22 protein-coding genes are annotated in these 24811 nt (G+C 73.4%); 9 read left to right on the top strand and 13 right to left on the bottom strand.

Features of this window, described 5'->3' with window-relative positions:
* Positions 1–11: 11 nt before the first annotated feature.
* From ACGF4C_RS37475 to ACGF4C_RS37445, 7 genes are all read right to left on the bottom strand, one after another.
* Positions 12–827, bottom strand: a complete 816-nt coding sequence (locus ACGF4C_RS37475; protein ID WP_393572835.1) for an ECF transporter S component — start codon at positions 825–827, stop codon at positions 12–14.
* Positions 824–2446 (bottom strand): ABC transporter ATP-binding protein, encoded by a 1623-nt coding sequence (locus ACGF4C_RS37470; RefSeq protein ID WP_393572833.1) that lies wholly within the window; start codon positions 2444–2446, stop codon positions 824–826. Before ACGF4C_RS37470 ends, ACGF4C_RS37475 begins: the two co-directional genes overlap by 4 nt.
* Positions 2443–3582 carry a CbiQ family ECF transporter T component gene (locus ACGF4C_RS37465; protein ID WP_393572831.1) on the bottom strand — a complete coding sequence of 380 codons (1140 nt, stop codon included), beginning with the start codon at positions 3580–3582 and terminating at the stop codon, positions 2443–2445. Before ACGF4C_RS37465 ends, ACGF4C_RS37470 begins: the two co-directional genes overlap by 4 nt.
* Positions 3579–4268 carry an SCO2322 family protein gene (locus tag ACGF4C_RS37460; protein ID WP_393572829.1) on the bottom strand — a complete coding sequence of 230 codons (690 nt, stop codon included), beginning with the start codon at positions 4266–4268 and terminating at the stop codon, positions 3579–3581. Before ACGF4C_RS37460 ends, ACGF4C_RS37465 begins: the two co-directional genes overlap by 4 nt.
* Complete coding sequence (locus ACGF4C_RS37455; RefSeq protein ID WP_393572827.1) at positions 4268–5611, bottom strand: prenyltransferase/squalene oxidase repeat-containing protein; 1344 nt, start codon at positions 5609–5611, stop codon at positions 4268–4270. The genes ACGF4C_RS37460 and ACGF4C_RS37455 overlap by 1 nt, the downstream gene beginning before the upstream one ends.
* A gap of 399 nt (positions 5612–6010) precedes the next feature.
* Complete coding sequence (locus ACGF4C_RS37450; protein ID WP_393572825.1) at positions 6011–6907, bottom strand: SAM-dependent methyltransferase; 897 nt, start codon at positions 6905–6907, stop codon at positions 6011–6013.
* Between the two features lie 102 nt (positions 6908–7009).
* Positions 7010–8131, bottom strand: coding sequence for an MBL fold metallo-hydrolase (locus ACGF4C_RS37445; protein WP_393572823.1), 1122 nt, complete (start codon positions 8129–8131; stop codon positions 7010–7012).
* A 272-nt stretch (positions 8132–8403) separates the two neighbouring features.
* Here ACGF4C_RS37445 and ACGF4C_RS37440 point away from each other — a divergent pair, with 272 nt between their 5' ends.
* Together ACGF4C_RS37440 and ACGF4C_RS37435 are read left to right on the top strand one after the other, a co-directional pair.
* Positions 8404–9855 (top strand): aldehyde dehydrogenase, encoded by a 1452-nt coding sequence (locus tag ACGF4C_RS37440; RefSeq protein WP_393572821.1) that lies wholly within the window; start codon positions 8404–8406, stop codon positions 9853–9855.
* A complete protein-coding gene (locus ACGF4C_RS37435; protein WP_393572820.1) occupies positions 9855–10109 on the top strand; it encodes a ferredoxin in 255 nt (84 codons plus the stop codon). Before ACGF4C_RS37440 ends, ACGF4C_RS37435 begins: the two co-directional genes overlap by 1 nt.
* Before the next feature lie 43 nt (positions 10110–10152).
* Here the strand turns inward: ACGF4C_RS37435 and ACGF4C_RS37430 are convergent, their stop codons facing one another.
* Positions 10153–10785, bottom strand: coding sequence for a TetR family transcriptional regulator (locus ACGF4C_RS37430; protein ID WP_030415845.1), 633 nt, complete (start codon positions 10783–10785; stop codon positions 10153–10155).
* Positions 10786–11045: 260 nt separating this feature from the next.
* On the opposite strand from ACGF4C_RS37430, the gene ACGF4C_RS37425 reads away from it, so the two are divergent.
* The 4 genes from ACGF4C_RS37425 (at position 11046) to ACGF4C_RS37410 (ending at position 15348) form a co-directional block, all read left to right on the top strand.
* The gene (locus ACGF4C_RS37425) at positions 11046–12437 is read left to right on the top strand and encodes a glycosyltransferase family 4 protein (protein WP_393572817.1); all 1392 of its coding nucleotides are present in this window, start codon (positions 11046–11048) and stop codon (positions 12435–12437) included.
* A gap of 89 nt (positions 12438–12526) precedes the next feature.
* Complete coding sequence (locus ACGF4C_RS37420) at positions 12527–13384, top strand: class I SAM-dependent methyltransferase (protein WP_393572812.1); 858 nt, start codon at positions 12527–12529, stop codon at positions 13382–13384.
* Positions 13381–14451, top strand: coding sequence for a prenyltransferase/squalene oxidase repeat-containing protein (locus ACGF4C_RS37415; protein WP_393572807.1), 1071 nt, complete (start codon positions 13381–13383; stop codon positions 14449–14451). The genes ACGF4C_RS37420 and ACGF4C_RS37415 overlap by 4 nt, the downstream gene beginning before the upstream one ends.
* Positions 14452–14544: 93 nt before the next feature.
* A complete protein-coding gene (locus ACGF4C_RS37410) occupies positions 14545–15348 on the top strand; it encodes a maleylpyruvate isomerase family mycothiol-dependent enzyme (RefSeq protein WP_393572805.1) in 804 nt (267 codons plus the stop codon).
* Between the two features lie 19 nt (positions 15349–15367).
* Here the strand turns inward: ACGF4C_RS37410 and ACGF4C_RS37405 are convergent, their stop codons facing one another.
* The 4 genes from ACGF4C_RS37405 to ACGF4C_RS37390 all read right to left on the bottom strand — a co-directional run bounded on the left by ACGF4C_RS37405 (position 15368) and on the right by ACGF4C_RS37390 (position 19188).
* On the bottom strand, positions 15368–16378 hold the full coding sequence (locus ACGF4C_RS37405; RefSeq protein ID WP_393572803.1) for an LLM class F420-dependent oxidoreductase: 1011 nt from the start codon (positions 16376–16378) through the stop codon (positions 15368–15370).
* Positions 16379–16536: 158 nt separating this feature from the next.
* Positions 16537–17385, bottom strand: a complete 849-nt coding sequence (locus tag ACGF4C_RS37400) for a DUF5336 domain-containing protein (protein WP_393572801.1) — start codon at positions 17383–17385, stop codon at positions 16537–16539.
* 168 nt (positions 17386–17553) lie between these two features.
* Positions 17554–18495, bottom strand: a complete 942-nt coding sequence (locus ACGF4C_RS37395; protein ID WP_393572799.1) for an N-acetylmuramoyl-L-alanine amidase — start codon at positions 18493–18495, stop codon at positions 17554–17556.
* Between the two features lie 27 nt (positions 18496–18522).
* Positions 18523–19188, bottom strand: a complete 666-nt coding sequence (locus ACGF4C_RS37390) for a class I SAM-dependent methyltransferase (RefSeq protein ID WP_393572797.1) — start codon at positions 19186–19188, stop codon at positions 18523–18525.
* A 401-nt stretch (positions 19189–19589) separates the two neighbouring features.
* Between ACGF4C_RS37390 and ACGF4C_RS37385 the strand changes: the two genes are divergently transcribed.
* The 3 genes from ACGF4C_RS37385 to ACGF4C_RS37375 all read left to right on the top strand — a co-directional run bounded on the left by ACGF4C_RS37385 (position 19590) and on the right by ACGF4C_RS37375 (position 24631).
* Positions 19590–21785 carry an acyl-CoA dehydrogenase gene (locus ACGF4C_RS37385; RefSeq protein ID WP_393572795.1) on the top strand — a complete coding sequence of 732 codons (2196 nt, stop codon included), beginning with the start codon at positions 19590–19592 and terminating at the stop codon, positions 21783–21785.
* 73 nt (positions 21786–21858) lie between these two features.
* Positions 21859–23052, top strand: coding sequence for a lipid-transfer protein (locus ACGF4C_RS37380; RefSeq protein ID WP_393572793.1), 1194 nt, complete (start codon positions 21859–21861; stop codon positions 23050–23052).
* A 130-nt stretch (positions 23053–23182) separates the two neighbouring features.
* Entirely contained in the window at positions 23183–24631 is a 1449-nt protein-coding gene (locus ACGF4C_RS37375) for an MFS transporter (RefSeq protein WP_393572791.1), read from the top strand.
* A 16-nt stretch (positions 24632–24647) separates the two neighbouring features.
* On the opposite strand, the gene ACGF4C_RS37370 is transcribed toward ACGF4C_RS37375, so the two are convergent.
* Positions 24648–24811: transposase (locus tag ACGF4C_RS37370; protein WP_393572852.1), on the bottom strand; the 164-nt coding region annotated here is incomplete at its 5' end.

Genomic DNA, 24811 nt, shown 5'->3' with positions numbered 1-24811 from the left:
CCCCTCGTCAGCTACCCCTCGCCGAAGGACACCGGGGCGTCGAAGGCGGCGCGGCGGGTGGCGCGGCGCAGGGCCTTCAGCACGGGCCCGCCCAGCGTGCCCGTGAGCACCACGGTGACCAGTGCGCGCGGAAGATCCCAGCCCAGGGAGGTGGCGAGGCAGTACGCGACGTAACGGGCGAGGTTCTGGTCCAGCGGGTCGCCCGGCACGAAGGAGACACCCGAGGCCATGCCCGCGAGGTACGGCCAGCCCTGGAGGTTCATGATCAGGCCGTAGAGGACCGCGGAAACGGCACCGTAGGCGGCGAGCAGTGCCAGCTCACGGCGTCCGCGCAACTGGTCGGCCCCCGGCAGCAGACCGGCGCCCATCGACACCCAGCCCATCGTCAGCATCTGGAAGGGCAGCCAGGGGCCGACGCCGCCGGTCAGCAGCGCCGAGGCGAACATCGCCACCGAACCCAGCACGAAGCCGAAACCGGGCCCGAGCACCCGGCCCGCCAGCACCATCAGGAAGAACATCGGCTCGACGCCGGCGGTCCCCGCGCCCAGCGGACGCAGCGCGGCCCCGGCCGCCGCCAGCACACCGAGCATGGCGATCGCCTTCGCGTCCAGGCCCACGTCGGCGATCGTCGCCATCGCCACGGCGAGCAACATCGGCAGCAGCGCGGCGAACAGCCACGGCGCGTCCTTGGAATGGGCGAGCCCGGACGCCGAGTCGGCCAGCAGCGGCCAGCCGAACGCCATCACGCCGATCGCCGACACCAGGACCAGCGCGGCGACGGAGCGGGGCCCGAGCCGTACCGCTCGGGCCTGCCGGCCGGCCGTCATACGGCGCCCTCCAGGGCACCGGCCACCTGCGGAACGGTCAGCCACGGCAGCGGTGCGAGCACCTTCGCGACCTGCGGGGCGAACGACGGCGACGAGACCACCACCTCGTCGGTCGGACCGTCGGCGACCACCTCACCGTCCGCGAGGATCACCACCCGGTGCGCCAACTCGGCGGCCAGCTCCACGTCATGGGTGGCCAGGACGATGGCGTGCCCCTCGGCCGCGAGCGAGCGCAGCACCTCGACCAGGCGGGCCTTGGCGGCGTAGTCCAGGCCGCGGGTGGGCTCGTCGAGCAGGAGCAGGGGAGGCCGGGCGGTCAGCACGACCGCGAGGGCGAGCGCGAGCCGCTGGCCCTCCGACAGGTCCCGCGGATGCACCGAGTCCGGCACACCGGGCAGCAACTGCGCCACCAGCGCCCGGCAGCTGCCCGCGGGGGCGGCCGCGTCCCGGTCGGCCGCGGCGCACTCGGCGGCGACGGTGTCCGCGTAGAGCAGGTCACGGGGTTCCTGCGGCACCAGGCCGACCTGCCGCAGCAGCTCCCGCGGACCCGTCCGGTGCGGCACGACCCCGCCCACGCGCACGGCGCCGGACGACGGCTGGTGCATCCCGACGAGGGTGCCGAGCAGCGTGGACTTCCCCGCGCCGTTCCGCCCCATCAGGGCGACGGTCTCGCCGCGCCGGACGGACAGCTCCACCCGGTGCAGCGCCTCGATCCGCCCCCGGCGCACGCCGAGTCCGGTGACCTCGGCGACCGGCGCGGCCCCCGGGTCCGCCGCGGCGTCGACCGGCCGTGGTGGTGTGACGCCCGTCAGCCGCGTCCGCAGGGGAGCGGCCTTGCGGCGGGCGTCCCGTACGGACAGCGGGAGCGGGGACCAGCCGGCGAGCTTGCCCAGGGCCACCACCGGGGGATGGACCGGGGAGACCGCCATGACGTCGGCCGGTGCGCCCATGACCGGCGGTGCACCGGGAGCGGGAAGGAGAATGACCTGGTCGGCGTACTGGATCACGCGCTCCAGCCGGTGTTCGGCCAGCAGGACCGTGGTCCCCAGGTCGTGCACCAGACGCTGGAGGACGGAGAGCACCTCTTCGGCGGCGGCCGGGTCCAGCGCCGAGGTCGGCTCGTCCAGGACCAGGACCTTGGGGTGGGTGGTGAGCACCGAACCGATCGCCACCCGCTGCCGCTGACCGCCCGAGAGGGTGGCCAGGGCCCGGTCCCGCAGCTCGGCCAGGCCCAGCAGGTCGAGGGTCTCCTCGACCCGGCGGCGCATCACGTCCGGAGCGAGGCCCAGCGACTCCATCCCGTAGGCGAGCTCGTCCTCGACGGTGTCGGTGACGAAATGCGCCAGCGGGTCCTGGCCCACCGTCCCGACCACATCGGCCAGTTCGCGCGGCTTGTGGGTGCGGGTGTCCCGGCCGTCGACGGTGACCCGCCCGTGCAGCGTCCCCCCGGTGAAATGCGGGACCAGCCCGCAGACGGCGTTCAGCACCGTCGACTTGCCGACGCCGGACGGACCGACCAGGAGGCACAGCTCACCCTCCGGGACGGTCAGGTCCACCCCCTGGACGGCAGGCGCGGCGGCGTCCCCGTAGGTGACCGAGACCTGCTCGAACCGGATCACTGGCTGGGCTCCTTCTGGGCGGTCCGGGCGGTGGTGGTGGCCGCGGTGGTGACTGTGGCGGCCGGGGCCGGGGCCACGACGGCGGGGAGGAGGCCGACGAGCAGGGCGGCGGCGGGCCAGAGCGGCAGGACCGGGGCGGTGAGCGGGTAGGCGGGCGGGTGGAGCGCGGCGGGGGCGTAGCCGCCGGCCCAGATCGTCAGCCCGGCGACGGCGATGCCGGAGGCCGCCACCAAGCAGGCGCGCGGGCCCCACCGTTCGGGGCGGTAACGGGTGCGCACGGAACGGCGGCCGCCCAGCCACAGACCGGCCAGCGCCGCCGCCAGCCCGGCCAGGAGGAGGGGCAGCCCGTAGCCGGCCCCGGTGTCGCCGAGCAGGCCGTAGGTGCCCGCGCAGACGCCGAGCAGACCGCCGAGGGTGAGGGCGGAGGTGGTGTGCCGCACGGCACGCGGGACGCGGGCGCTACGGCCGTAACCCCGGGCGTCCATCGCCGCAGCCAGCGCCACCGAACGCTCCAACGCGCCCTCCAGCACCGGCAGTCCGACCTGGAGCAGCGCCGTGAAGCCCCGGTCGGGACGGCCGCGCAGCCGGCGGGCGGCCCGGAGCCGCTGGACGTCGGCGACCAGATTCGGGGCGAAGGTCATCGCGACGACCACGGCGACGCCCGCCTCGTACAGTGCGCCCGGCAGCGACTTCAGCAACCGGGACGGGTTGGCCAGCGCGTTGGCGGCGCCGACGCAGATCAGGAGGGTGGCCAGCTTCAGCCCGTCGTAGAGGGCGAAGACCATGCCCTCCGCGGTGACCCGGCCACCGATCCGGACGCCCTCGGCCCAGTCCGGCAGCGGCACTTCGGGCAGCGTGACGAGCGTGTGGGTACCCGGGATCGGCGAGCCGAGGACGAATGCGAAGACCAGCCGGATGCCGATCACCACCAGCCCGAGCTTCACGAACGCGCCGTACGAGCGGGCCCACGGCGCGTCCGTACGCCGCACCGCGACGACATATCCGGCCACCCCCACCAGCAGCCCGAGCAGCAGCGGATTGGTGGTCCGGGAGGCCGCGGTGGCCAGTCCGAGCGCCCACAGCCACCACGCGCCGGCGTGCAGCGCGGTGGTACGGGTCGCCTGTGGGGCCCTCATCCGCGCCGGCGGCGCGCCTGCCACCCGGCCGCCGCACCGAGGAGGAGGACGGCCGCACCGCCGCCGAGCAGACCCGCGGACGGGCCGCCGCCGGCGCCGTGAGCGTCGGCGGCCTTGTGGGTGTTGCCGTCACCGGAGCCGGCAGAAGGGGAGCGGGAACCGGAACCGGAGCCTCGATCAGGGTCCTTCACCTGGTCCGCGCAGCCCGATTCCGGGTAGCCGGCGATCCCGCACAGCAGCGCGTTGGAGTCGTAGCGCAGCGGCCGGGCGACCGCGGCCAGCGCCTCGCCGGCCGAGGCGTCCTCGGGCACCCGGGCACAGGCGGTCCGCGCCTTCGGGGGCCGCTCGCCGCCCGGGGCGTCCGCGGCGGTGCCGAAGTCAAGGACGATGCCGATCCGCTTGCGGCCGTCCTTGGCGGGCGTCGTGCCGCATACCGCGTCGAAGTCCGCGGCCGCACGCGGCTTTCCGGCCGCCGCGGAGTCCGCGCCGACGGTGAAGCGGAAGCCCTCGACCGCGCCGTCGGCCGGCCGCAGGGTGGCCGGTCCCTGGGTGGCGTACGCCCAGGAGCCGTCCTTGCCGCCGCCGTTCCAGAACGACCAGTAGCGGTACTCCTGTGCCTGGGCGGGGGCGGCGGCCGGACCGGTGAGGGTGCCGGCCACCAGCACCGCCGTCAGTGCCCGACGCATCAGAGGCCGTTCTTGCCGCGGTTCTTGCGGCCGCTCAGCAGGAAGCCGATGCCGGCGCCGATGGCCAGGCCGACGGCGACGACCCATACGACGCCCATGCCCCCGCCCTCGTCGCTCTTCGCGTCCTTCTGGGACTTCGTGGACTTCTCGGACACCGCGGCCGGCTTGGGACCGGTGGCGTTCAGGGCGGCCACCAGGTCGGTGCCGCCGAACGCGCGCGGGTCCGTGCCGGTGGCGTGCGCGGCGAGCACCAGCTGCGCGTACGCGGCCGGGCCGTTCTGCCGGGCCCAGCCGGCAGCGTTCTTCTCCAGCCACGCGAGCGGCCGCTGCGCGGCGGAGCGGTGGCCGCCGGCCGCCAGCGCCACCACGGCGTCGGCGGTGTTGCCGACGTCCGGCTGCTTCTCCGCACCCGGCATCGCCGACATCAGATGCTGGCCGTTCCTGCCGAGCTGAGCGACGAGGTAGGCGGCGCCGCCGTCCGCGGCCCGCGCCCGGTCCACCGCGGCCGCCCCCGCCTGCTTGCCCTTACCGGCGCCGCCCTCCTTACCGTCCTTGCAGGTCAGCGGCTTGACCGGAGCGTCGGTGGCACCGTTTGCAGGGGCGACGACAAAGCCCTTGCCGAGCGCGCCGGTCGCGGCCGCCGCGGTGGCATCGGCGTTCGGCGCCGCGCCCTTGAGCTGGAAGGTGAACGCGCCGTGGCCCTCCTCCTTGGCGTCGCAGCCCAGCCGGAAGGTGAGCAGCCCCTCGTACGGGGTCCTGCCGCCCTTCTTCGACGTGACCGACTCCGGCTTGTGACCGGCCGCCACCAGCGCGCCGATGACCACGGAGGTGGAGTTGGCGTCGCTGGGCGAACCGGGCATCGAGGGCCAGCCGCCGTCGTCGTTCTGCACCGACTTCAGCCACTCCACGGCCTTCGTCACGCTCTTGCCGTGCCCGCCGAGCGCGGCCAGCGCCTGCACCGCAGCGGCCGTCTGGTTGGTGTCCCGCATCGTCTTGGCGTCACACGCCTTGGCCGGGTCGGCCCGGAACGCGGGGTACGAACCGTCCGCGCACTGCTGCCCGACCAGCCAGTCCACCGCCGGGGCCGCGGGCCGCACACCCACCGTGTGCTGCGCCAGCAGCGCGAGCGACTGCCGCCAGACACCGTCGTACTGCGGGTCCTTGGTGCCGTACAGCCCGGCGGGCAGCTTCTGCGGGGACGGGGAAGGGGCGGCGAACGCGGCGGGGGCAGCGGCCGTGCCCAGTACCACCGCGGCCGCCAGCGCCGTGGCGGCGCGGCGCGCCAGGAAGGCGACGGGGTGCGTCGAAGGGGCCTGGTGAGCCATGGAAGCCATGGGGGCCATCGGGTCGGTGCCTCTCGGGTCGGGTCGCGGCGGTGCACGCAGCCGCGCCCGGCCCACCCACGCAGCGATCCTGCGATCGGGCGCGGTGGCACCGGGCTCGGCTCCGTATACCTCGACGGTGCCGCGCACCGGCGGTCCGCAGGTGGCGGTACCGGTGGCGCGAGCCTTGGCCGTGCCCCATCGGGTGCTCCGGCTCGTCCGGCCGGATCGCCGCGCGCGGCACGACCGGCCGTCCTCACGGATGGGGTGCCCCCGGGCTTGAGCGAAGCCGAGAGCCTGGGGAGGGTCAGCGCCGGTTTTCCACCGGCTTCCCCCGATCGGGTACGGATGACGTTGTCCCGCACACCTTAACCGGCCCCCGGCCGGGGGCCACCGGCGCGGGAGGGGCCCGGGGATGTGCTAGGGGGCCGGGGTCCCGCGGTCGCCGCGTACGGCGACGACGAAGGCAGCACGACCGTCCGCCCCGTCGCCACCGGCCTCACCGGCCCCCTCGCCCAAGGCCCGCCCGTACGACGCCGCGACCGTCTCGCGGGCGTACGTGCGCGGCCGCCAGCCGTGCCGGCCCAGCCAGTCGTCGGCCGGCTCGTCGAGGCCGCCCTGCCACAGGGCGCTGACCGCACGCATCGACGGCAGGGCACGGCCGCCGGCCATCATCGGGCTGTCGCGGAAGTCCCTGGAACCGGGGAGGGCGAGCCGGCTGCCCGGGGCGGACCGCTCGCCGATCGTGGTCAGCAGCCGGGCGGCCTCCGCCGCCGACAGATAGACCAGCAGGCCCTCGACGAGCCAGGCGGTCGGCTCGTCCGGCGCGAAGCCGGCGGCCCGCAGCGCTGTGGGCCAGTCCGTGCGCAGGTCGGCCGCGACGGCGGTACGCGCACACCGCGGCCGGGCGCCCTGCTCGGCCAGCACCCGCTCCTTGAAGGCCAGCACCTCCGGCAGGTCGACCTCGTAGAGGCGTACGCCGTCGGGCCACGGCAACCGGTAGGCGCGGGTGTCGAGGCCGGCGGCGGGCACCACCACCTGGCGAATGGTGTGTTCGCCGGCGGCCGCGGTCAGGTAGTCGTCGAAGAAACGGGTGCGCAGCACGATGTGCCGGAACATCCCGCGGTAGAACGCCTCCCGGTGGGCGGCGGGCACCTCCGCGTCGGCCGCCCGCGCGTCCGCGGCGGGTGACGGGGCGGCGGCCGCGAAGGCCGCGGCGTACGGGTCGTCGAACAGCCGGTCCGCGCGGGCACTTTCGGCCGCACGGATCCGGGCCACACCGAGTGCCGTGGCGGCGACGCCGCGCAATTCGCCCATGAGGGGCCTCCGGAGGTGAGGAAGGAGAAGCGGAACGGTGAGCAGGGTGGTGGCCAGGTTAACGAATTTAGTTGCCTGGGGCTACCGAATTCGTCTGGGTGGCTACACCGCCTGGTACCGCGCCGGACCCCCGTCCGCCGTCCGCTCCACCTGCTCCACCTGTCCCAGCTTCACCAGCCGGCGCAGATGGGCCTCCGCCTCCGAGACCGCGATGTTCCGCGACCCGTAAGGGATGTGCTCCCAGGGACGGTTCCACTCCATGCGCACCGCGAGCTCCCAGGGGGTGAGGGGTTCGCGGAGCAGTGCTCGCAGTCCGGAGAGCCGCTCTTCATGGTGAGCGATGAGCTCGCGTACGCGTCCGCCGGCATCGGTGAAGGCGTGCTGATGCGCGGGCAGGACCTCGGCGGGTGCGAGACGGGCGACGCGTGCGAGGGAGTCGAGGTAGTCGCCCAGCGGATCGGTGGCCGTGGCCTCGTCCGCGTCCGGGTCCTCGTACAGGCCGATGTGCGGGGTGATACCGGGGAGGAGATGGTCACCGGAGAACAGCCGCCCGAAGCCGCGCCCTTGACCGTGCCCGTCCTGCCGGGGGCCGCCACCGGCGCCGGCATCGGCAACGGTATCGGCACCGGCCCCCGGATGCTCCTCCTCCAGGTGCAGGCACACATGGCCCGGCGTATGGCCCGGCGTCCAGACGGCGCGCAGTCGGCGCCCCGGGAGGTCGAGCAGCTCGCCCGGGGCGATGTCGCGGTCCGGCAATGCCGCCTGCCGGCCCGGCGGTTGGCGGCCACTCCTCCCCTTGGCGCGGGCGTCCCGCAGTCGGGTCAGATGCTCGTCCGGAGCGCCCGCGGCGACGAGCTTGGCGATCAGGTGGTCGAGCCACTGCCCCGGTACGGCCGCGCGGGTGCGGCGTACGACGGCGGTGTCCGCGGCGTGCATCGCGATCCAGGCGCCGGACGCCGCACGCACCTTGGCGGAGAGTCCGTGGTGGTCGGGGTGGTGGTGGGTGATCAGTACGCCGTGGAGATCGGTGACGGCGAACCCGCAGGCGGTGACACCGGCCATCAGGGTGTCCCAGGAGTCCGGGTCGTCCCATCCGGTGTCGATCAGCACCGGCCCGCGGTCGGTCTCCAGGAGGTGGACGAGAGTGTGGCCGAGTGGATTGTCCGGGATGGGGACGGCGATGCTCCAGACCCCGCCCTTGTGGTCGATCGCCTGCGCGCCCATCGTGGTCCCCTCTCGTCGAAACCGTCCTCACTATAACTAGAACGAGTTTCAAGAGATCGAGTAAGTGCCCACTGTGTCCGGGGAGTTGACGGGGACCAGATTCGGTCTGCGCCGTGGACTCCTCCCACTGGAACTGGTAACAGTTCCTGATGCGGCAGAGCATCTGACGAACCGTCAGCAAGGTGCAGTAGTGGGTCAGGGATGCGCAGCAAAGGCGCGCAGTAGCGCCCTCGTCAACAGCAGGTCATTGTTATCGTCGGGAGGCGGCAGCCATGAGCGACCTCGTCGAGCACGGAAAGCTCTACATAGGCGGTGAGTTGGTCGAACCGGCCGGCCGGGACACGATCGAGGTCGTCTCGCCGCACACCGAGCAGGTCATCGGCCGGGTCCCGCACGCCTCGCGGGCCGATGTCGACCGTGCGGTGGCCGCGGCCCGCACCTCCTTCGCGTCCGGGGTGTGGGCGAACGCCCCGCTCGCGGACCGGATCGAGGTGGTGACCCGGATCAAGGACGCCTTCGCGGCGCGCAGCGAGGAGATCGCCAGGGTCATCAGCTCGGAGAACGGCACTCCGTACACCTCGGGCGTCATGGTGCAGTCGCTGGCCGCGGTGCTGGCCTGGGACGCGGCGCTCACGGTGGCCCGGGACTTCCCGTTCGAGGAGCGGCGGGCCGGGGTGCTGGGCCCGATCCTGGTGCGGCGGGAGCCGGCCGGGGTGGTGGCGGCCGTGGTGCCGTGGAACGTGCCGCAGTTCACCGCCGCCGCCAAGCTCGCGCCGGCGCTGCTGGCCGGGTGTTCGGTGGTGCTGAAGGTGTCACCGGAGACCCCGCTGGACGCGTACCTCCTCGCGGAGATCGCGACCGCGGCCGGGCTGCCGGAGGGGGTGCTCTCGATCCTGCCGGCGGACCGTGAGGTGAGCGAGTACCTCGTCGGGCATCCCGGCGTGGACAAGGTGTCGTTCACCGGGTCGGTGACGGCGGGCAAGCGGGTCATGGAGGTCGCGGCCCGGAACCTCAGCCGCGTCACGCTGGAGCTGGGCGGCAAGTCGGCGGCGGTGATCCTGCCGGACGCCGATCTGGACGCGGCGGTGGCCGGCATCGTGCCGTTCGCGTGGATGATCAACGGGCAGGCGTGCGTGGCACAGACCCGGATCCTCGCGCCGCGCAGCCACTACGACGAGATCGCCGAGCGCTTCACCGCGGCGGCGTCCGCGCTCACCGTGGGCGACCCGCTGGATCCGGCCACCGAGGTCGGCCCGCTGGTCGCCCGCCGGCAGCAGCAGCGCTCGTTGGACTACATCGCGCTCGGCCAGAAGGAAGGCGCCAAGGTCCTGGCGGGCGGCGGCCGGCTGAAGGCGCAGGCCACCGGCTGGTACGTCGAGCCGACGCTCTTCGGCGAGGTCGACAACGGCATGCGGATCGCCCGGGAGGAGATCTTCGGCCCGGTGATCTGCCTGCTGCCGTACGAGGACGAGGCGGAGGCGGTACGGATCGCCGACGACTCCGACTACGGGCTGTCCGGCTCGGTGTGGACGGGCGACGTCGAGCGCGGGATCGACGTGGCGCGGCGGGTGCGGACCGGTACGTACTCGGTGAACACCTTCAGCATCGACATGCTCGGGCCGTTCGGCGGCTACAAGCACTCCGGGATCGGGCGTGAGTTCGGGCCCGAGGGGTTCGGTGAGTATCTGGAGCACAAGATGATCCACCTGCCGGCGGGTGCGTGATGGCGGACGCGGAGGGGCGGACGGCGGCGCGGTGGCGGGTGGAGGTCGACCGGGGCGTGTGCATCGGGTCGGGGATGTGTGTCGGTGCGGCGCCGGACGGCTTCCGGCTGGACACCGCGCGGCAGTCCCGTCCGGTGGCGACGGAGACCGAACCCGGCGAGCGCGTACTGGCGGCGGCCGAGGGGTGCCCCGTGGAGGCGATCACGCTCACCGAGGCGGACAGCGGGGCGGCGGTGTTCCCTCCGGAGGAATGAGTCCTCCCTTTCGTGAGCGAGGGGGGCCAGGGGGAGGCGCCCCCTAGCTGCCCGCCCCCGGTGACGTCACGTCGATCAACCGGCAGACCGTTTCGATGTCGATCTTGACCTGGGCGATCGAGGCGCGGCCGGAGAGCCAGGTGATCAGGGCCGAGTGCCAGGTGTGCTCGATGACGCGGACCGCGGAGAGCTGTTCGGGGGTGGGCGGGCCGTCCAGGCGCATCGCGTCGAGGATGATCGCCGTGGTCAGCCGGGAGACCGTGTCGACCTCGGGGCTCACCGAGCGGTCGGCGAAGGTCAGGGCGCGGACCATGGCGTCCGCGAGGTGCGGTTCGCGCTGCAGGGCGCGGAACGCCCGCATCAGGGTCTGGGCGACCCGGGCGCCCGGGTCCTGCTCGGACGGCGGGCGCTTGCGCAGCGTCTCGTGCATGTGCTGGAGCTGGTCCTGCATGGTGGCGACCAGCAGGTGCACCTTGGACGGGAAGTAGCGGTAGAGGGTGCCGAGCGCGACGCCCGAGGACTCGGCGACCTCGCGCATCTGTACGGCGTCGAAGCCGCCACGGGAGGCCAGTTTGGCGCTGGTGTGCAGGATGCGGCGGCGCCGGGCCTCCTGACGCTCGGTCAGGGGAGGACTCGCGGGAAGCGCCGGCCTGGCTGCCTTGGATTCCGTAGTCATTGTTCCCATTCCATGGCTGTTCCGTGGCCGTTGGTGGCGTTCTGTCCGCGATGTGGTGAGTGCCGCTGCCGCGACCGGCACAGCATGGCAGGGGGTCGGGTGGTGGCGCGAATCACCTGGTGCGGCTCTTTTCGCATCGTTCTCGGCCGGTAGATTCGAAGCTCGGTGAACTGATCAGTAGCCCAGCAGTTCTGAAACTTGTTCTAGATTACCGCCAGCGGTTACGCTCCGGCGAAAGTCCAGTGAGAAGGGGGCCGAGCGTGACCGCAGAGGCCGTTCAGGCAGCCGCGCCTCGCCCCGCCGAGGACTCCTCGGCCGCCGGCCCGAGTGACGGTGGGCGCCCGGAGCGCGCCGCGACCACCACCTCACGGGACCACGGGCGCCCCCTGCGCATCGCGATGCTCACGTACAAGGGGAACCCGTTCTGCGGCGGTCAGGGCGTCTACGTCCGCCACCTCTCGCGCGAACTGGCCCGGCTCGGCCACACCGTCGAGGTGATCGGCGCCCAGCCCTATCCGGTCCTCGACGAGGGCGTGCGGCTGACCGAGCTGCCGAGCCTGGACCTCTACCGCCAGCCGGACCCGTTCCGCACGCCGAGGCGCGGCGAGTACCGCGACTGGATCGACGCCCTTGAGGTGGGCACGATGTGGACCGGCGGCTTCCCCGAGCCGCTGACCTTCTCGCTGCGCGCCCGGCGGCATCTCGCGGCCCACCGCGGGCGGTTCGACGTGGTCCACGACAACCAGACCCTCGGCTACGGCCTGCTCGGCGGCCCCGGCGCGCTCGGCGCCCCGCTGGTCACCACGATCCACCACCCCATCACCGTCGACCGCCGGCTCGACCTGGCCGCCGCCACCGACTGGAAGCGCCGCGCCTCGGTCCGCCGCTGGTACGGCTTCACCAGGATGCAGAAGCGGGTCGCCCGCCGGCTGCCGTCCGTGCTGACCGTCTCCGGCTCCTCCCGCCAGGAGATCGTCGACGACCTCGGGGTCCACCCCGAGCGGATCCACGTGGTCCCCATCGGCGCCGACACCGACCTCTTCTCGCCGGACGCATCCGTCCCCGAGGTGCCGGGCCGGATCGTCACCACCTCCAGCGCCGACGTCCCCCTCAAGGGCCTGATCCACCTCGTCGAGGCGCTCGCCAAGGTGCGCACCGAGAACCCCGACGCCCATCTGGTGGTCGTCGGCAAGCGCGCCGACGACGGACCGGTCGCCGCCGCCATCGAACGACTCGGGCTGGCCGGTGCCATCGAGTTCGTCAAGGGCATCAGCGACCCCGAACTCGTCGATCTCGTACGCAGCGCCCAGATCGCCTGTGTGCCCTCCCTCTACGAGGGGTTCTCGCTGCCCGCCGCCGAGGCGATGGCCACCGGCACCCCGCTGCTCGCCACCACCGGCGGCGCCATCCCGGAGGTCGCCGGGCCGGACGGCGAGACGTGTCTGGCGGTGCCGCCGGGCGACGCCGGCGCCCTGGCGGCCGGGCTGCTGCGGCTCCTCGGCGACCCGGAGCTGCGCCGCCGGCTGGGCACGGCCGGCCGGGAGCGGGTGCTGGCCCGCTTCACCTGGCGTCAGGCCGCCCTCGGCACCGCCGAGCGCTACCGCGAGGCCATCGCCCTCCAGGGCAGCCGGTCCGCCGCCGCCCACAGATAGCTCCGTCACCTCGCCGGCGCCGCCTCCCGGGCGCCCCGCCGCCGTTTGCCGCACCACCGCCACCCACCGCCGGACGAAAGCAGAACGCCGTGCTGACCGTCGACTTCTCCCGATTCCCGCTCGCTCCCGGCGACCGCGTGCTCGACCTGGGCTGCGGCGCCGGCCGGCACGCCTTCGAGTGTTACCGGCGCGGTGCGCAGGTCGTCGCCCTCGACCAGAACGGCGACGAGATCCGTGAGGTCGCCAAGTGGTTCGCCGCGATGAAGGAGGCGGGCGAGGCCCCGGCGGGCGCGTCCGCCACCGCCATGGAGGGCGACGCGCTGAACCTGCCGTTCCCCGACGACAGCTTCGACGTCGTCATCATCTCCGAGGTCATGGAGCACATCCCCGACGACAAGGGCGTGCTCGCCGAGATGGTGCGGGTGCTGCGCCCCGGCGGCCGGATCGCCGTCACCGTGCCGCGCTACGGCCCGGAGAAGATCTGCTGGGCGCTCAGCGACGCCTACCACGAGGTCGAGGGTGGCCACATCCGCATCTACCGGGGCGACGAACTCCTCGGCAAGATGCGCCAGGCCGGCCTGGAGCCGTACGGCACGCACCACGCCCACGGGCTGCACAGCCCCTACTGGTGGCTCAAGTGCGCCTTCGGGGTGGACAACGACAAGGCGCTGCCGGTGCAGGCGTACCACAAGCTGCTGGTCTGGGACATCATGAAGAAGCCGCTGGCCACCCGGCTCGCCGAGCGGGCCCTCAACCCCGTCATCGGCAAGAGCTTCGTCGTCTACGCCACCAAGCCGCACCTGCCGGAGGCGGCCGCCGCCGACGAGGCGGGCGGGTCCGACGAGGCCCGGAAGACCGCCAGGCCCGCCGCCAAGTCCTCGGCGAAGACCACCGCCAAGGCCACCGCCAAGAACTCCGCCAAGTCCACCGCCGGGGCCGCCAAGTGACGAGTCCCGGGCGTACCGAACGGCTCGTCCTGCCGGGGGTGCTCACCGCCGAGGAGGCCGCCCGTACGGTCGAGGGCATCCTCGCGACCCAGCGCACGGACGGCGCCATCCCGTGGTTCCGGGGTCACCACCTCGACCCGTGGGACCACACCGAGGCCGCCATGGCCCTGGACGCGGCCGGCGAACACGAGCGCGCCGAGGCCGCGTACGACTGGCTGGTGCGGCACCAGAACCCGGACGGGTCCTGGTACGCGGCCTACGCCGACGGGGACGCCGAGGCGCCCACCGACCGCGGCCGGGAGACCAACTTCTGTGCCTACATCGCGGTCGGCGTCTGGCACCACTACCTGTCCACCGGCGACGAGGCCTTCCTCGACCGGATGTGGCCCGCGGTCCACGCCGCGATCGAGTACGTCCTCGAACTGCAGCAGCCCGGTGGGGAGATCGGCTGGAAGCGCGAGGACGACGGGACCCCGGTCCGCGACGCGCTGCTGACCGGCTCGTCCTCCATCTACCAGGCGCTGCGCTGCGCGCTGGCGCTCGCCGAACAGCGCGAGGAGCCGCAGCCCGACTGGGAGCTGGCGGCCGGCCGGCTCGGCCACGCGATACGCAGCCATCCCGAGCGGTTCCTGGACAAGGCCCGCTACTCCATGGACTGGTACTACCCGATCCTCGGCGGCGCGGTCCGCGGCCAGGCGGCCCGGGACCGGATCGACGCCGATTGGGACCGCTTCGTGGTGCCCGGCCTGGGCGTGCGCTGCGTACTGCCCAACCCCTGGGTCACCGGCGGCGAGAGCGCGGAACTGGCGCTCGCGCTGTGGGCGATGGGGGAGTCCGAACGGGCCGTTGCGATCCTCAAGTGGATCCAGCACCTGCGGGCCGAGGACGGCATGTACTGGACCGGCTACGTCTTCGACGACGACGCGATCTGGCCGCGCGAATGCACCTCCTGGACGGCCGGTTCGCTGCTGCTCGCGGTGGCGGCCGTGGGCGGTGACGAGGCGACCACCCTCGTGTTCGGCGGCGAACGGCTGCCGACGGGGCTCGACCCGGACTGCTGCCGGTAGGCGCGACGCGGCATCGGCCGCACGGCATCGGCGGACCCGGCGCGCCGTAAATGAGGACACCCCGGGTCCGCCATGCGCATTACTGTGCGGTCCATGACTCTCCAAGGCTCCCTCACCCACGAGGAATACTGCGCCCAACTCCTCGCCGAGACCGACGGGTTCCGGAAGATCGTGCGCAGCGCCGATCTCTCGGCGACCGTGCCGACCTGCCCCGACTGGACGCTCGCCGATCTCGCCCGGCACGTCGGGGGTGCGCATCGCTGGGTCGGCACGCTCGTCGCCACCCGCGCCTCCGAGAACGTCGATGATGCGGACGTCCCCGAGGGCGACGGGCCCGAGGGCGACGACTCGGCGGCGCTGGACGCCTGGCTGGCGGCGGGTGTCGAGCAGACCGTGGCCGCGCTGCGGGAAGCCGGGCCCGATACCAAGGTGTGGAGCTGGACGACGGCCCACCACGCGGGATTCTGGGCCCGCCGGATGGTCCACGAGACGGCCATCCACCGCGCCGATGCCGCGCTGACCGCCGGCGTCCCCTTCGACCTCCCGGCGCCGGTCGCCGCGGACTGTCTGGAGGAGTGGCTGCAGATCGGTGAACTGCCGATGGTGGTGGCCCGCTTCGCCGAGCGCGGGCGCGAGGCGTTCGGCCCCGGCCGGACGATCCACGTCCACGCCACCGACGCCCCGCCCGAGCTGGACGCCGAGTGGCTGCTCGACCTCACGGGAGAGGCGCCCACCCACCGCCGCACCCACGAGAAGGCGGCGGTCGCGCTGCGCGGCAGCCTCACCGATGCCCTCCTGGTCCTCTACCGCAGGCTGCCCGCCGACAGCGACCGGGTGGAGGTGCTGGGCGAGCGTGCGGTGCTCGACCAGTGGCTTCAGTGGGCGAGCTTCGGGTGAGCGGCCGGCCGGGCTTTTCTCAGGAGTTCAGCTCGGCCAGCACCCGTAGCGTATGCGGGTCCGGCGCCGTCACCAGGAGGTCGGTGACCGGGCCCGTACGCCACAACTCCAGCCGCCGGGCGATCCGTTCGCGCGGGCCGACCAGCGAGATCTCGTCCGCGAAGGCGTCCGGTACGGCCAGCACCGCCTCCTGCTTGCGGCCCTGGAGGAACAGGTCCTGGATCCGCCGCGCCTCGGCCTCGTATCCCATCCGTGCCATCAGATCGGCGTGGAAGTTCCTGGCCGCATGGCCCATCCCGCCGATGTAGAAGCCGAGCATCGCCTTGACGGGCAGCAGCCCCTCGGCGACGTCGTCGCAGACCACGGCGCGCGCCATGGGGGCGATCAGAAAGCCCTCGGGAGCATCCGCCAGCGACGCCGTATAGACGTCGGTGCGCCGCGGCGACCAGTACAGCGGCAGCCAGCCGTCGGCGATCCGGGTGGTCTGCGCGATGTTCTTCGGCCCCTCCGCGCCCAACAGGACGGGCAGATCGGCGCGCAGCGGGTGGGTGATGGGCTTGAGCGGTTTGCCCAGGCCGGTGCCGTCCGGGCCGCGGTAGGGGAGCGGATGGAACAGCCCGTCGGACACCACCGGCCCCTCGCGGCGCAGCACTTGGCGGACCACGTCCACGTATTCGCGGGTGGCGGTCAGCGGGCTCTTGGGGAACGGCCGCCCGTACCACCCCTCGACGACCTGCGGCCCGGACAGCCCCAGGCCCAGCAGCATCCGCCCCCCGGACAGATGGTCCAGCGTCAGTGCCTGCATGGCGGTGGCGGTGGGCGTACGGGCGGCCATCTGCGCGATGCCGGTGCCGAGTTTGATCCGCGAGGTGTGCGCGGCGATCCAGGTGAGGGCGGTGAACGCGTCCGAGCCCCAGGCCTCCGCGGTCCACACCGAGTCGTAGCCGAGGCGCTCGGCCTCGCGGGCGAGTTCGAGGTGCCGGGGGTCGGGGCCGCGGCCCCAGTAGCCCAGTGCCAGACCGAGTCGCATGGCGACCGCCTCTCTTCCAGGCCTCCTCAAGTGAATTGACGAACCGTCAGTTCACTGTCGTGCGCCGCACTGTACGGCCGGTGTGCGGGCAGCGCAACGGCCCCCCGCCGGAAGGCGAGGGGCCGTGGAAGGACCGCTGGGGGACGGTGGGCGGCGGGTCAGCCGCGCTGGATGCCGGTGGTGTCCTGCAGGACACCGCGGCGGCCGTCCTGGGTCTGCGCGATCAGTGCCTGGCCGCGCTGCTCCACCGCCAGGTACCAGGTGCCGGGCGCGAGTTCGGCGATCGGCGAGGGCGAACCGTCCTCGCCGTACAGCGGGCGGGCGACCGGGACCGCGAACCAGAACGGGGCGAAGTCCGCCGGGGCGCCGGCCACGGGGGTCGCGCCCGCCGCGCCGCCGGCCGTGGCGTCGGCCGCCGGCTGACCGGGCGTCTGGCCGGTCTGCTGCTGGCCGCCCGGACCCGGGTAGCCGTAGCCCTGGCCCGCCGCCTGCTGCTGGGCGCCGGGGTAGCCGTAGCCCGGGTTGGGGCCCGCGCCGTACGGGGCGGCCGGCGGCTTGGGCGCGCCGATCAGCTCGGCCTTCAGCGCCGGGACGAGCGGACCGGCGACCGCGCCGCCGGCCAGCACCAGCGCGGCGATCAGACCCACGATCAGGCCGGCGCCCGCGCTGGGGGCGTCGATGATGGACCAGAAAGCCGTCCACGCCGCGAAGATGGTCAGCGCCACGCCGAACTGGCCGAGGTCCAGACCGGCGACCTTGCGCTGCTGCGGCAGTGCACGGCTGATGACGATGATCGCCGCACCGATCACACCGGCCAGGTAGATGCTCATGAGCATGGAGACGGAGCTCCAGGCGTTGGAGCTGCTGTAGTCCTGCGCCTCGCAGTACTTGGCGTACGGGCCGGTGCAGTCCGGGGCGCCGGTGAGGCCGAGGAACGAGGCGATGAACAGCAACACCGCTGCTCCGATCACCACGCCGTCGCCTCTAGTGAGGGAGCGGATGTTCACGTAAGGGTCCTTTGTCTCTTTCGTGGTCTATTCGTCGCTGTCGCGGTGCGCGCGGTGCGAGGCACGGCGGTGACCACCCATCGTAAAGGGGAACCTATCGCCGAATCCGGCGGGTCGGCCTGTTGGTTTCGATGCGTTATCGGCCGGGGTCGCGGACGTCGTGGGTGGTCAGCGGGTCAGGAAGTCCGTAATGCCCTCGGTGATCCCACGGGCCGCTTTTTGCCGCCACCCTCCGTCGGTCAATTGCGCGGCGTCCTTGGCGTCGCGCATATTGCCGCACTCGATGAACACCTTCGGCACCGTGGAGAGGTTGAGCCCGCCGAGATCGCCGCGGACGTCCAGTCCGGTGCCGTCGCCGATGTAATTGGACCGCGAACTTCCGGTTACCGCCCGGAAGCGGTCGGCCAGCCGCTCGCCCAACTGCCGCGACGGGCCGGTGATCGCGGTGGTGTCCGCCGGGCCGGCGGTGACCCGGGCGGGCAGGATGACGTGGAAGCCGCGGTTGCCGGCGGCCGAGCCGTCGGCGTGGATGGAGACCGCGGCGTCCGCGTGCGCCTTGTTGCCGATCGCCGCACGCTCGTCCACACACGGCCCGTACGACCGGTCGCCGTCCTGGGTGAGGACGACCTTGGCGCCCTGGTGCTCCAGGAGGGTGCGGACCCGGCGGGCCACGTCCAGGGTGAAGGACGCCTCCGGGTAGCCGTCGTTGGTGGCGGTGCCGGTGGTGTCGCACTCCTTGCGGGCGGTGCCGATGTTCACCAGCCGGGCGATCTGCCCGGTGTGCCGGCCGTTGTGCGGATTGTGCCCGGGATCGATCAGCACGGTCCTGCCCTTGAGGCTGCCGTGCGGATCGCCCTTGCCGTTCGGGTGAGGGGTGGCGCCGTGGCCCGTACCCCGGTCCGGGGCGCCGGTCCCGTTGCCGCCGCCGGTGGCGCTGCCCGCCGTCCGGCCGGGCGCCGGCGAGCCGTGCCGGGCCGTCGGGCCGCCGTGGCCGCCCGCCTGCCGCCAGAACAGCCAGCCGCCGACGGCGACCAGGGCCACGGCGGCCAGCACCAGGAGTACGGTGCCGCGCCGGCGGCGGGGCGGGGGGAAGGTGCTGCCGTTCGACATCTCCGCGATGGTAGCCCGCGGCCCGGATCAGATGCCGGGGCCGGTGCGCCGCAGCACCCGCAGCGTCCCCTGCGCCGAGACCTCGGTGAACGCTCCGGACGCCAGCGCGCGCAGATGGATCCGGTACGGCGCCTGGCCGGTGAACTCGTCCTCGGGGTGCGGATGCACGTCGTGGATGACCAGCAGCCCGTCCTGCGCCACGTGCGGCGCCCAGCCCTCGTAGTCGGCGGTGGCGTGCTCGTCGGTGTGCCCGCCGTCGATGAAGACCAGCCCGACCGGCCGCCCCCACACGGCCGCGGCCTGCGGGGAACGGCCCACGATCGCGATGACGTGGTCCTCCAGCCCGGCCGCGTGCAGGGTCCGGCGGAACGTGGGCAGGGTGTCCATCCGGCCGACCTCGGGGTCCACCACGGACGGGTCGTGGTAGTCCCAGCCGGGCTGCTGCTCCTCGCTGCCCCGGTGGTGGTCCACCGTGACGGCCGTCACCCCGGCGGTCCGGGCCGCACCGGCGAGCAGCAGGGTGGACCGGCCGCAGTACGTGCCGACCTCCACCAGCGGCAGCCCCAGCCGCGCCGCCCCGGCCGCCGCCGCGTACAGCGCGAGGCCCTCGTCCACGGGCATGAAGCCCTTCGCCGCCTCGAACGCGGCGAGGATCTCCGGCTGCGGGGCGGTCGGCGCCGTGGGAGCGGGCATGGGCTTCCTCCTGGTGGTGCGGTGGGAGGGCTCATCGTGCCGTACGGGCCGGAGGTGGCCGTGCGGGGGTGCGCATTTCGTGCGGCTTTCCGGCCGGCCGGGCGGTGCGGGGGAGTGGCGCCGGCGGATTCCCGGCCGTTCCCGCCGGTTTATCGCCGGACGTTTCCCGGATGTCCGGAAACGGGAAAGGTGCGGGACTCGCAGGGGTGGAAACCGTGCGGGCGGGAAACCGCCGGGCGGGCGAATGGCATTCCGTACCGGAATTCACCGGACCGTTTCCTGTCCGCCGCCGGACGTTCCCCGCGGCAGCCCCGCGGCATCCCCCGCCGCGTTCCGCCGGGCGGAACATTCCGGCCCATCTGACCTTCCGTCAGATTGGAACGTGTTCTAGTCTGCCCCGCATGGGCATCGGAATCACACCGGACCACCGCGACCTGGCCGAGGCGGCGGGCGGCTGGGCCCGCCGGGCCGTACCGCCCGAAGAGGTCCGCAAACTTCTCGACACCGCCCCCACCCGCCCCGGGCGCCCCGCCTACTGGGACGGCCTCGCCGCCCAGGGCCTGCTCGGCCTCCACCTCCCCGAGGCCGACGGCGGGGGCGGCGGCGACCTGCTGGACCTCGCCGTGGTCCTCGAGGAAATGGGCCGCGCGGCACTCCCCGGCCCCTACCTGCCCACCGTTCTCGCCGCCGCACTGCTCCACCACGGCGGCGCACACCGGCACCTCGTACGGGCCCTGGCCACCGGCGAACTGATCGGTGCCGTGGCGCTCACCCCCGGCACGCTCACCGCCACCAGAATGCCCGACGGTTACCTCCTCGACGGCACCGCGCCGCCGGTCCTCGCCGGGGCCGACGCCGACCTCCTCGTGCTCGCCGCGCGGACCGCCACCGGGACCGTCCACCTCGCCGTCGACGCCGCGGCGCTGACCGTACGCGTCCAGGACAGCGCCGACCCGACCCGGCCCACCGCCGAGATCCGGGCCGACCGCGTCCCGGTGCCCGGGGACCGGCTGGTGGCGATCGACGACGCGCTCGTCCGCGACCTCGCCGGGGTGCTGTACGCGGCCGAGAGCTGCGGGACGGCGGCCTGGGCCCTCGCCACCGCCACCCAACACGCCCGGGTCCGGGAGCAGTTCGGCCGCCCCATCGGCCAGTTCCAGGCCGTCAAGCACCTCTGCGCCGACCTGCTCGTCCGCTGCGAACAGGCCCGCGCCCTGGTGTGGGACGCGGCCCGCGCCCACCGCGAGCCGCCCGAGGTCCGCGGCCTGGTCGCCGCCCTCGCCACCGCCACCGCCCTCGACGCGGCCTTCAGCTGCGCCAAGGACTGCATCCAGATCCTCGGCGGCATCGGCTTCACCTGGGAACACGACGCCCATCTGCACCTGCGCCGGGCGACCGTGGCCCGCCAGCTGCTCGGCGCCGGCGACACCCACCGGCTGCGCGCCGCCGCCCACGCCGCCGCCGGCGCGCGCCGCCCGCTGAGCCTCGAACTCCCCGCAGAGGCCGAGCAGTTCCGCGCCGAGGCCCGCGAGGTCATCGACCGGGTGCGCGGCCTGGACCCCGCCGCCGTACGCCGCGAGCTGGCCCCCACCGGATACGCCGCACCGCACCTCCCCCCGCCCTACGGGCTCGGCGCCGGCCCCGTCCAGCAGCTGGCCGTCCAGCAGGAACTGGCCGCCGCCGGGGTCACCGTCAGCGACCTGGGCATCGCCACCTGGGTGGTGCCCTCCCTCCTCGCCCACGGCACCGCCGCGCAGCAACAGCGCTATCTGATGCCGTCGCTGCGCGGGGAGATGCGGTGGTGCCAGCTGTTCTCCGAACCGGAGGCCGGCTCGGACCTGGCCGGCCTGCGCACCCGCGCCGAGCGGGTGGACGGTCCCGACGGCCCCGGCTGGCGGATCAACGGGCAGAAGGTGTGGACCTCGGCCGCCCAGTGGGCCGACCACGGCATCCTGCTCGCCCGCACCGACCCGGACGCCCCCAAACACAAGGGGCTGACCTTCTTCGTCGTCGACATGAAGACCCCCGGCATCGACGTCCGCCCGCTGAAGGAGATCACCGGCGAGGCGCTCTTCAACGAGGTCTACTTCGACGACGTACTGCTGCCGGCCGACGCCGTGGTCGGCGAGACGGGCAACGGCTGGAAGGTGGCCCGCACCACCCTGGACAACGAACGCGTCCACATGGCCGACCAGTTGACCTTCGACACCGGACTGACCGCACTCCTGGACCGCACCGCCGGCCTCGACGCCTCGGTACGGGCCCGGGTGGGCGCCCTGGCCGCCGAGGCGCACGCCCTGGCCTGCCTCACCCTGCGCACCACGCTCCAGCAGCTCTCCGGCCTCGAACCGGGCGCCGGCGCCAGCATCCGCAAGCTGGTCCAGACCCCGCACCAGCAGAAGGTCGCCGAACTGGCGCTGGAACTGCTCGGCCCGGACGGCGCGGTGCGCGAGGGCGCCGGCGAACGCGCCCTGCACGGCTTCCTGATGTCGCGCTGCCTGACCATCGCCGGCGGCACCACCCAGGTGCAGCGGAACGTCGTCGCCGAACGGCTGCTCGGCCTGCCCCGCGACCCGGAGCCCCGCCCTCTCATCTGACGACCAGCCTTCAGTTGCTTTCACCCCTTCATCCGGCCCCGCACGATGCCGGTGACTCACCAGGAGGACCTGTATGGCAGGCACGGCGTACCTCGTCGGCGTAGGGATGACGCACTTCGAGAAGCCCGAGACCCGCGAGTGGCAGTACTGGGACATGGCCAAGGAGGCGGGCGAGGCGGCGCTCGCGGACGCCGGGATCGGCTACGACGCCGTCGAGCAGGTGCCGGTCGGCTTCTGCCACCAGCCGTCCACGGCCGGCCAGCGCGCCGCGTACGAGCTGGGCCTGACCGGTGTCCCCGTCTACAACGTCAACAACAACTGCGCGACCGGCTCGACCGCGCTGATGATGGCCCGCCAGTTCGTCGCCTCGGGCCTCAACGACTGCGTACTGGCACTCGGCTTCGAGAAGATGAAGCGCGGCGCGCTGGGCGGCGGTGCGGCGGGAGGTGATTTCGCCGCTTCCCCGGTCGCCCGCCACTACGGCGTCATGGCGGCCGCGCACGGCTTCGAGCGGACCCCGCCCACCGCCCAGATCTTCGGCAACGCGGCCCGCGAGCACATGGCGAGGTACGGCACCACGGCCGAGCAACTGGCCGCGGTCGGCGCCAAGAACCACCGGCATTCCGCGCACAACCCCCGCGCCCAGTTCCAGGACGTCCACACGGTCGAGGAGGTGCTGGCCGCCAAGGTCATCCACCGCCCGCTGACCAAGCTCCAGTGCTCGCCGACGTCCGACGGCGCGGCCGCGGTGGTGGTCGCCTCCGAGCGCTTCGTCCGGGCGCACGGTCTGGCCGACCGGGCGGTGGAGATCGTTGCCCAGGCGATGACCACCGACACCCAGGAGAGCTTCGCCTCCGGTTCCTGCATCGACGTCGTCGGCAAGCCGATGTCGCGGGCCGCCGCCCGGCAGGTCTACGAGGCGTCCGGGCTCGGCATCGAGGACGTGGACGTCATCGAGCTGCACGACTGCTTCTCGATCAACGAGTTGCTGACCTACGAGGCGCTGGGCATGTGCGCGGACGGCGAGTCGGGGAAGCTGGTCGCCGACGGAGCCACCACGTACGGCGGCCGCTGGGTGGTCAACCCGTCCGGCGGCCTGATCTCGAAGGGCCACCCCCTGGGCGCGACCGGCCTGGCCCAGGCCGCCGAACTCGTCTGGCAACTCCGCGGCACGGCCGGCGCCCGCCAGGTCCCCGACGCCCACGTGGGCCTGGCCCACAACATCGGCCTGGGCGGCGCGGCGGTGGTGACGTTGCTGCGGAGGTGAGGGCGGATTTCCCCCGAGCCCCCTCCCGCCCCCTTCCTCCCCCCGCCCCCTCCGCCCACCGACCTAGGTCCCCGGTCAGGTGGTGTATGCACCCATATTCCGATGCGGGGGGTGTGGGGCGGGTGCGAGCATGGTCCGCATGCCCCCGATAGCCGAGTCCGCCACCCTGTCCACGACCTCCCGCCGGAGCGCCGCACCGGCCTGGCTGGTGATGCTGCTGGTCTGCGCCGGACAGTTCCTGGTCGTCCTGGACGTCTCCGTGGTGAACGTGGCGCTGCCCGCCGTACGGACCGGTCTGGGGCTGAGCGAGCTGGGGCTGCAGTGGATCGTCAACGCGTACGTGATCACCTTCGCCGGCTTCATGCTGCTCGGCGGCCGGGCCGCCGACCTCTTCGGCCGTAAGCGGATCTTCGTCCTCGGGCTGGCGTTGTTCACCGTCGCGAGCCTGGGCGGCGGTCTGGCGCAGCAGCCCTGGCAGCTGATCGCGGCGCGTACGGTCCAGGGCGTCGGCGCCGCCGTGCTCTCGCCGGCCACCCTCACCATCCTCACCACGTCGTTCCCGGCCGGCCCGGCCCGGACCCGCGCGATCGCCACCTGGACCGCGGTCGGCGCCGGCGGGGGCGCGGTGGGCGGTCTGGTCGGCGGGGTGCTCACCGAGTACCTGTCGTGGCGCTGGGTGCTGCTGATCAACGTGCCGGTCGGGGCACTGGTGCTGACCGGTGCGGTGCTGTGGCTCAGCGAGAGCCGGCAGGGCGCCGCCCGACGGCTCGACGTGCCCGGTGCACTGCTGGTGACCGGCGGGCTGGGACTGGTGGCCTACGGGATCGTGCAGACCGAGACGGACGGTTGGGCGTCGGCGTCCGCGCTGCTGCCGCTGGCCGCCGGGCTGGTCGTGATCGCGGCCTTCCTCGCCGTCGAGGCGCGGGCCAAGGCGCCGCTGATGCCGCTGGGGCTGTTCCGGCTGCGCCCGGTGTCCTCGGCGAACGCGGCGATGGTGCTGGCCGGCGCCGCGATGTTCTCGATGTGGTACTTCCTGTCGCTCTACGTCCAGAACGTGCTCGACTACAAGCCGCTGCAGGCGGGGCTCTCCTTCATCCCGCACTCGCTGTCCATCGTCCTGGGTTCCAAGATCGGGCCGCGGCTGATGAACCGGCTGGGCGCCAAGACCCTGGCCGTCACCGGTGCGGTGATCTCCGCGTCCGGCATGGTCTGGCAGGGCACGATGGACGTCAACGGGACGTACCTCGGCACGATCCTCGGTCCCGGCATCCTGATGGCACTGGGCGCGGGCCTGACCGCCACCCCGGTCGCCGCCATCGCCACCTCCGGCGCCGACCCGGCCGACCAGGGCCTGGTCTCCGGTCTGATCAACACCTCCCGGCAGATGGGCGGTGCCCTGGGCCTGTCGATCCTGTCCACCGTCGCCGCCTCCCGGATCGAGGCGGGCCACGGCGCGAAGGCGGCCCTGGCGGACGGCTACGGGCTGGCCTTCCAGGTCGGCTCGGGAGTGCTGCTGGCCAGCATCCTGCTGATGCTGCTCGCCCTGCCGCGACGCCGCGCGGACGTGGCCAACGACTAGGAGATGTCTTCAAATGTCACGCCCACATCAGGAGCGAGGCGAGGGTGACGGCGGCCTGGTAGGACTCGGTGGTCTTGTCGTAGCAAGTGGCGATGCCGCGCCACTGCTTCAAGCGGTTGAAGCAGCGTTCGACCACGTTGCGCCGCTTGTAGAGCCCTCTGTCGAAGGCCGGCGGGCGCC

The sequence above is a fragment of the Streptomyces sp. NPDC048197 genome (genome assembly GCF_043202395.1).
Classification (GTDB): Bacteria; Actinomycetota; Actinomycetes; order Streptomycetales; family Streptomycetaceae; genus Streptomyces; species Streptomyces siderophoricus.
The sequence above is the reverse complement of the archived record's forward strand: the minus strand, read 5'-3'. Positions and strand labels throughout refer to the sequence as shown.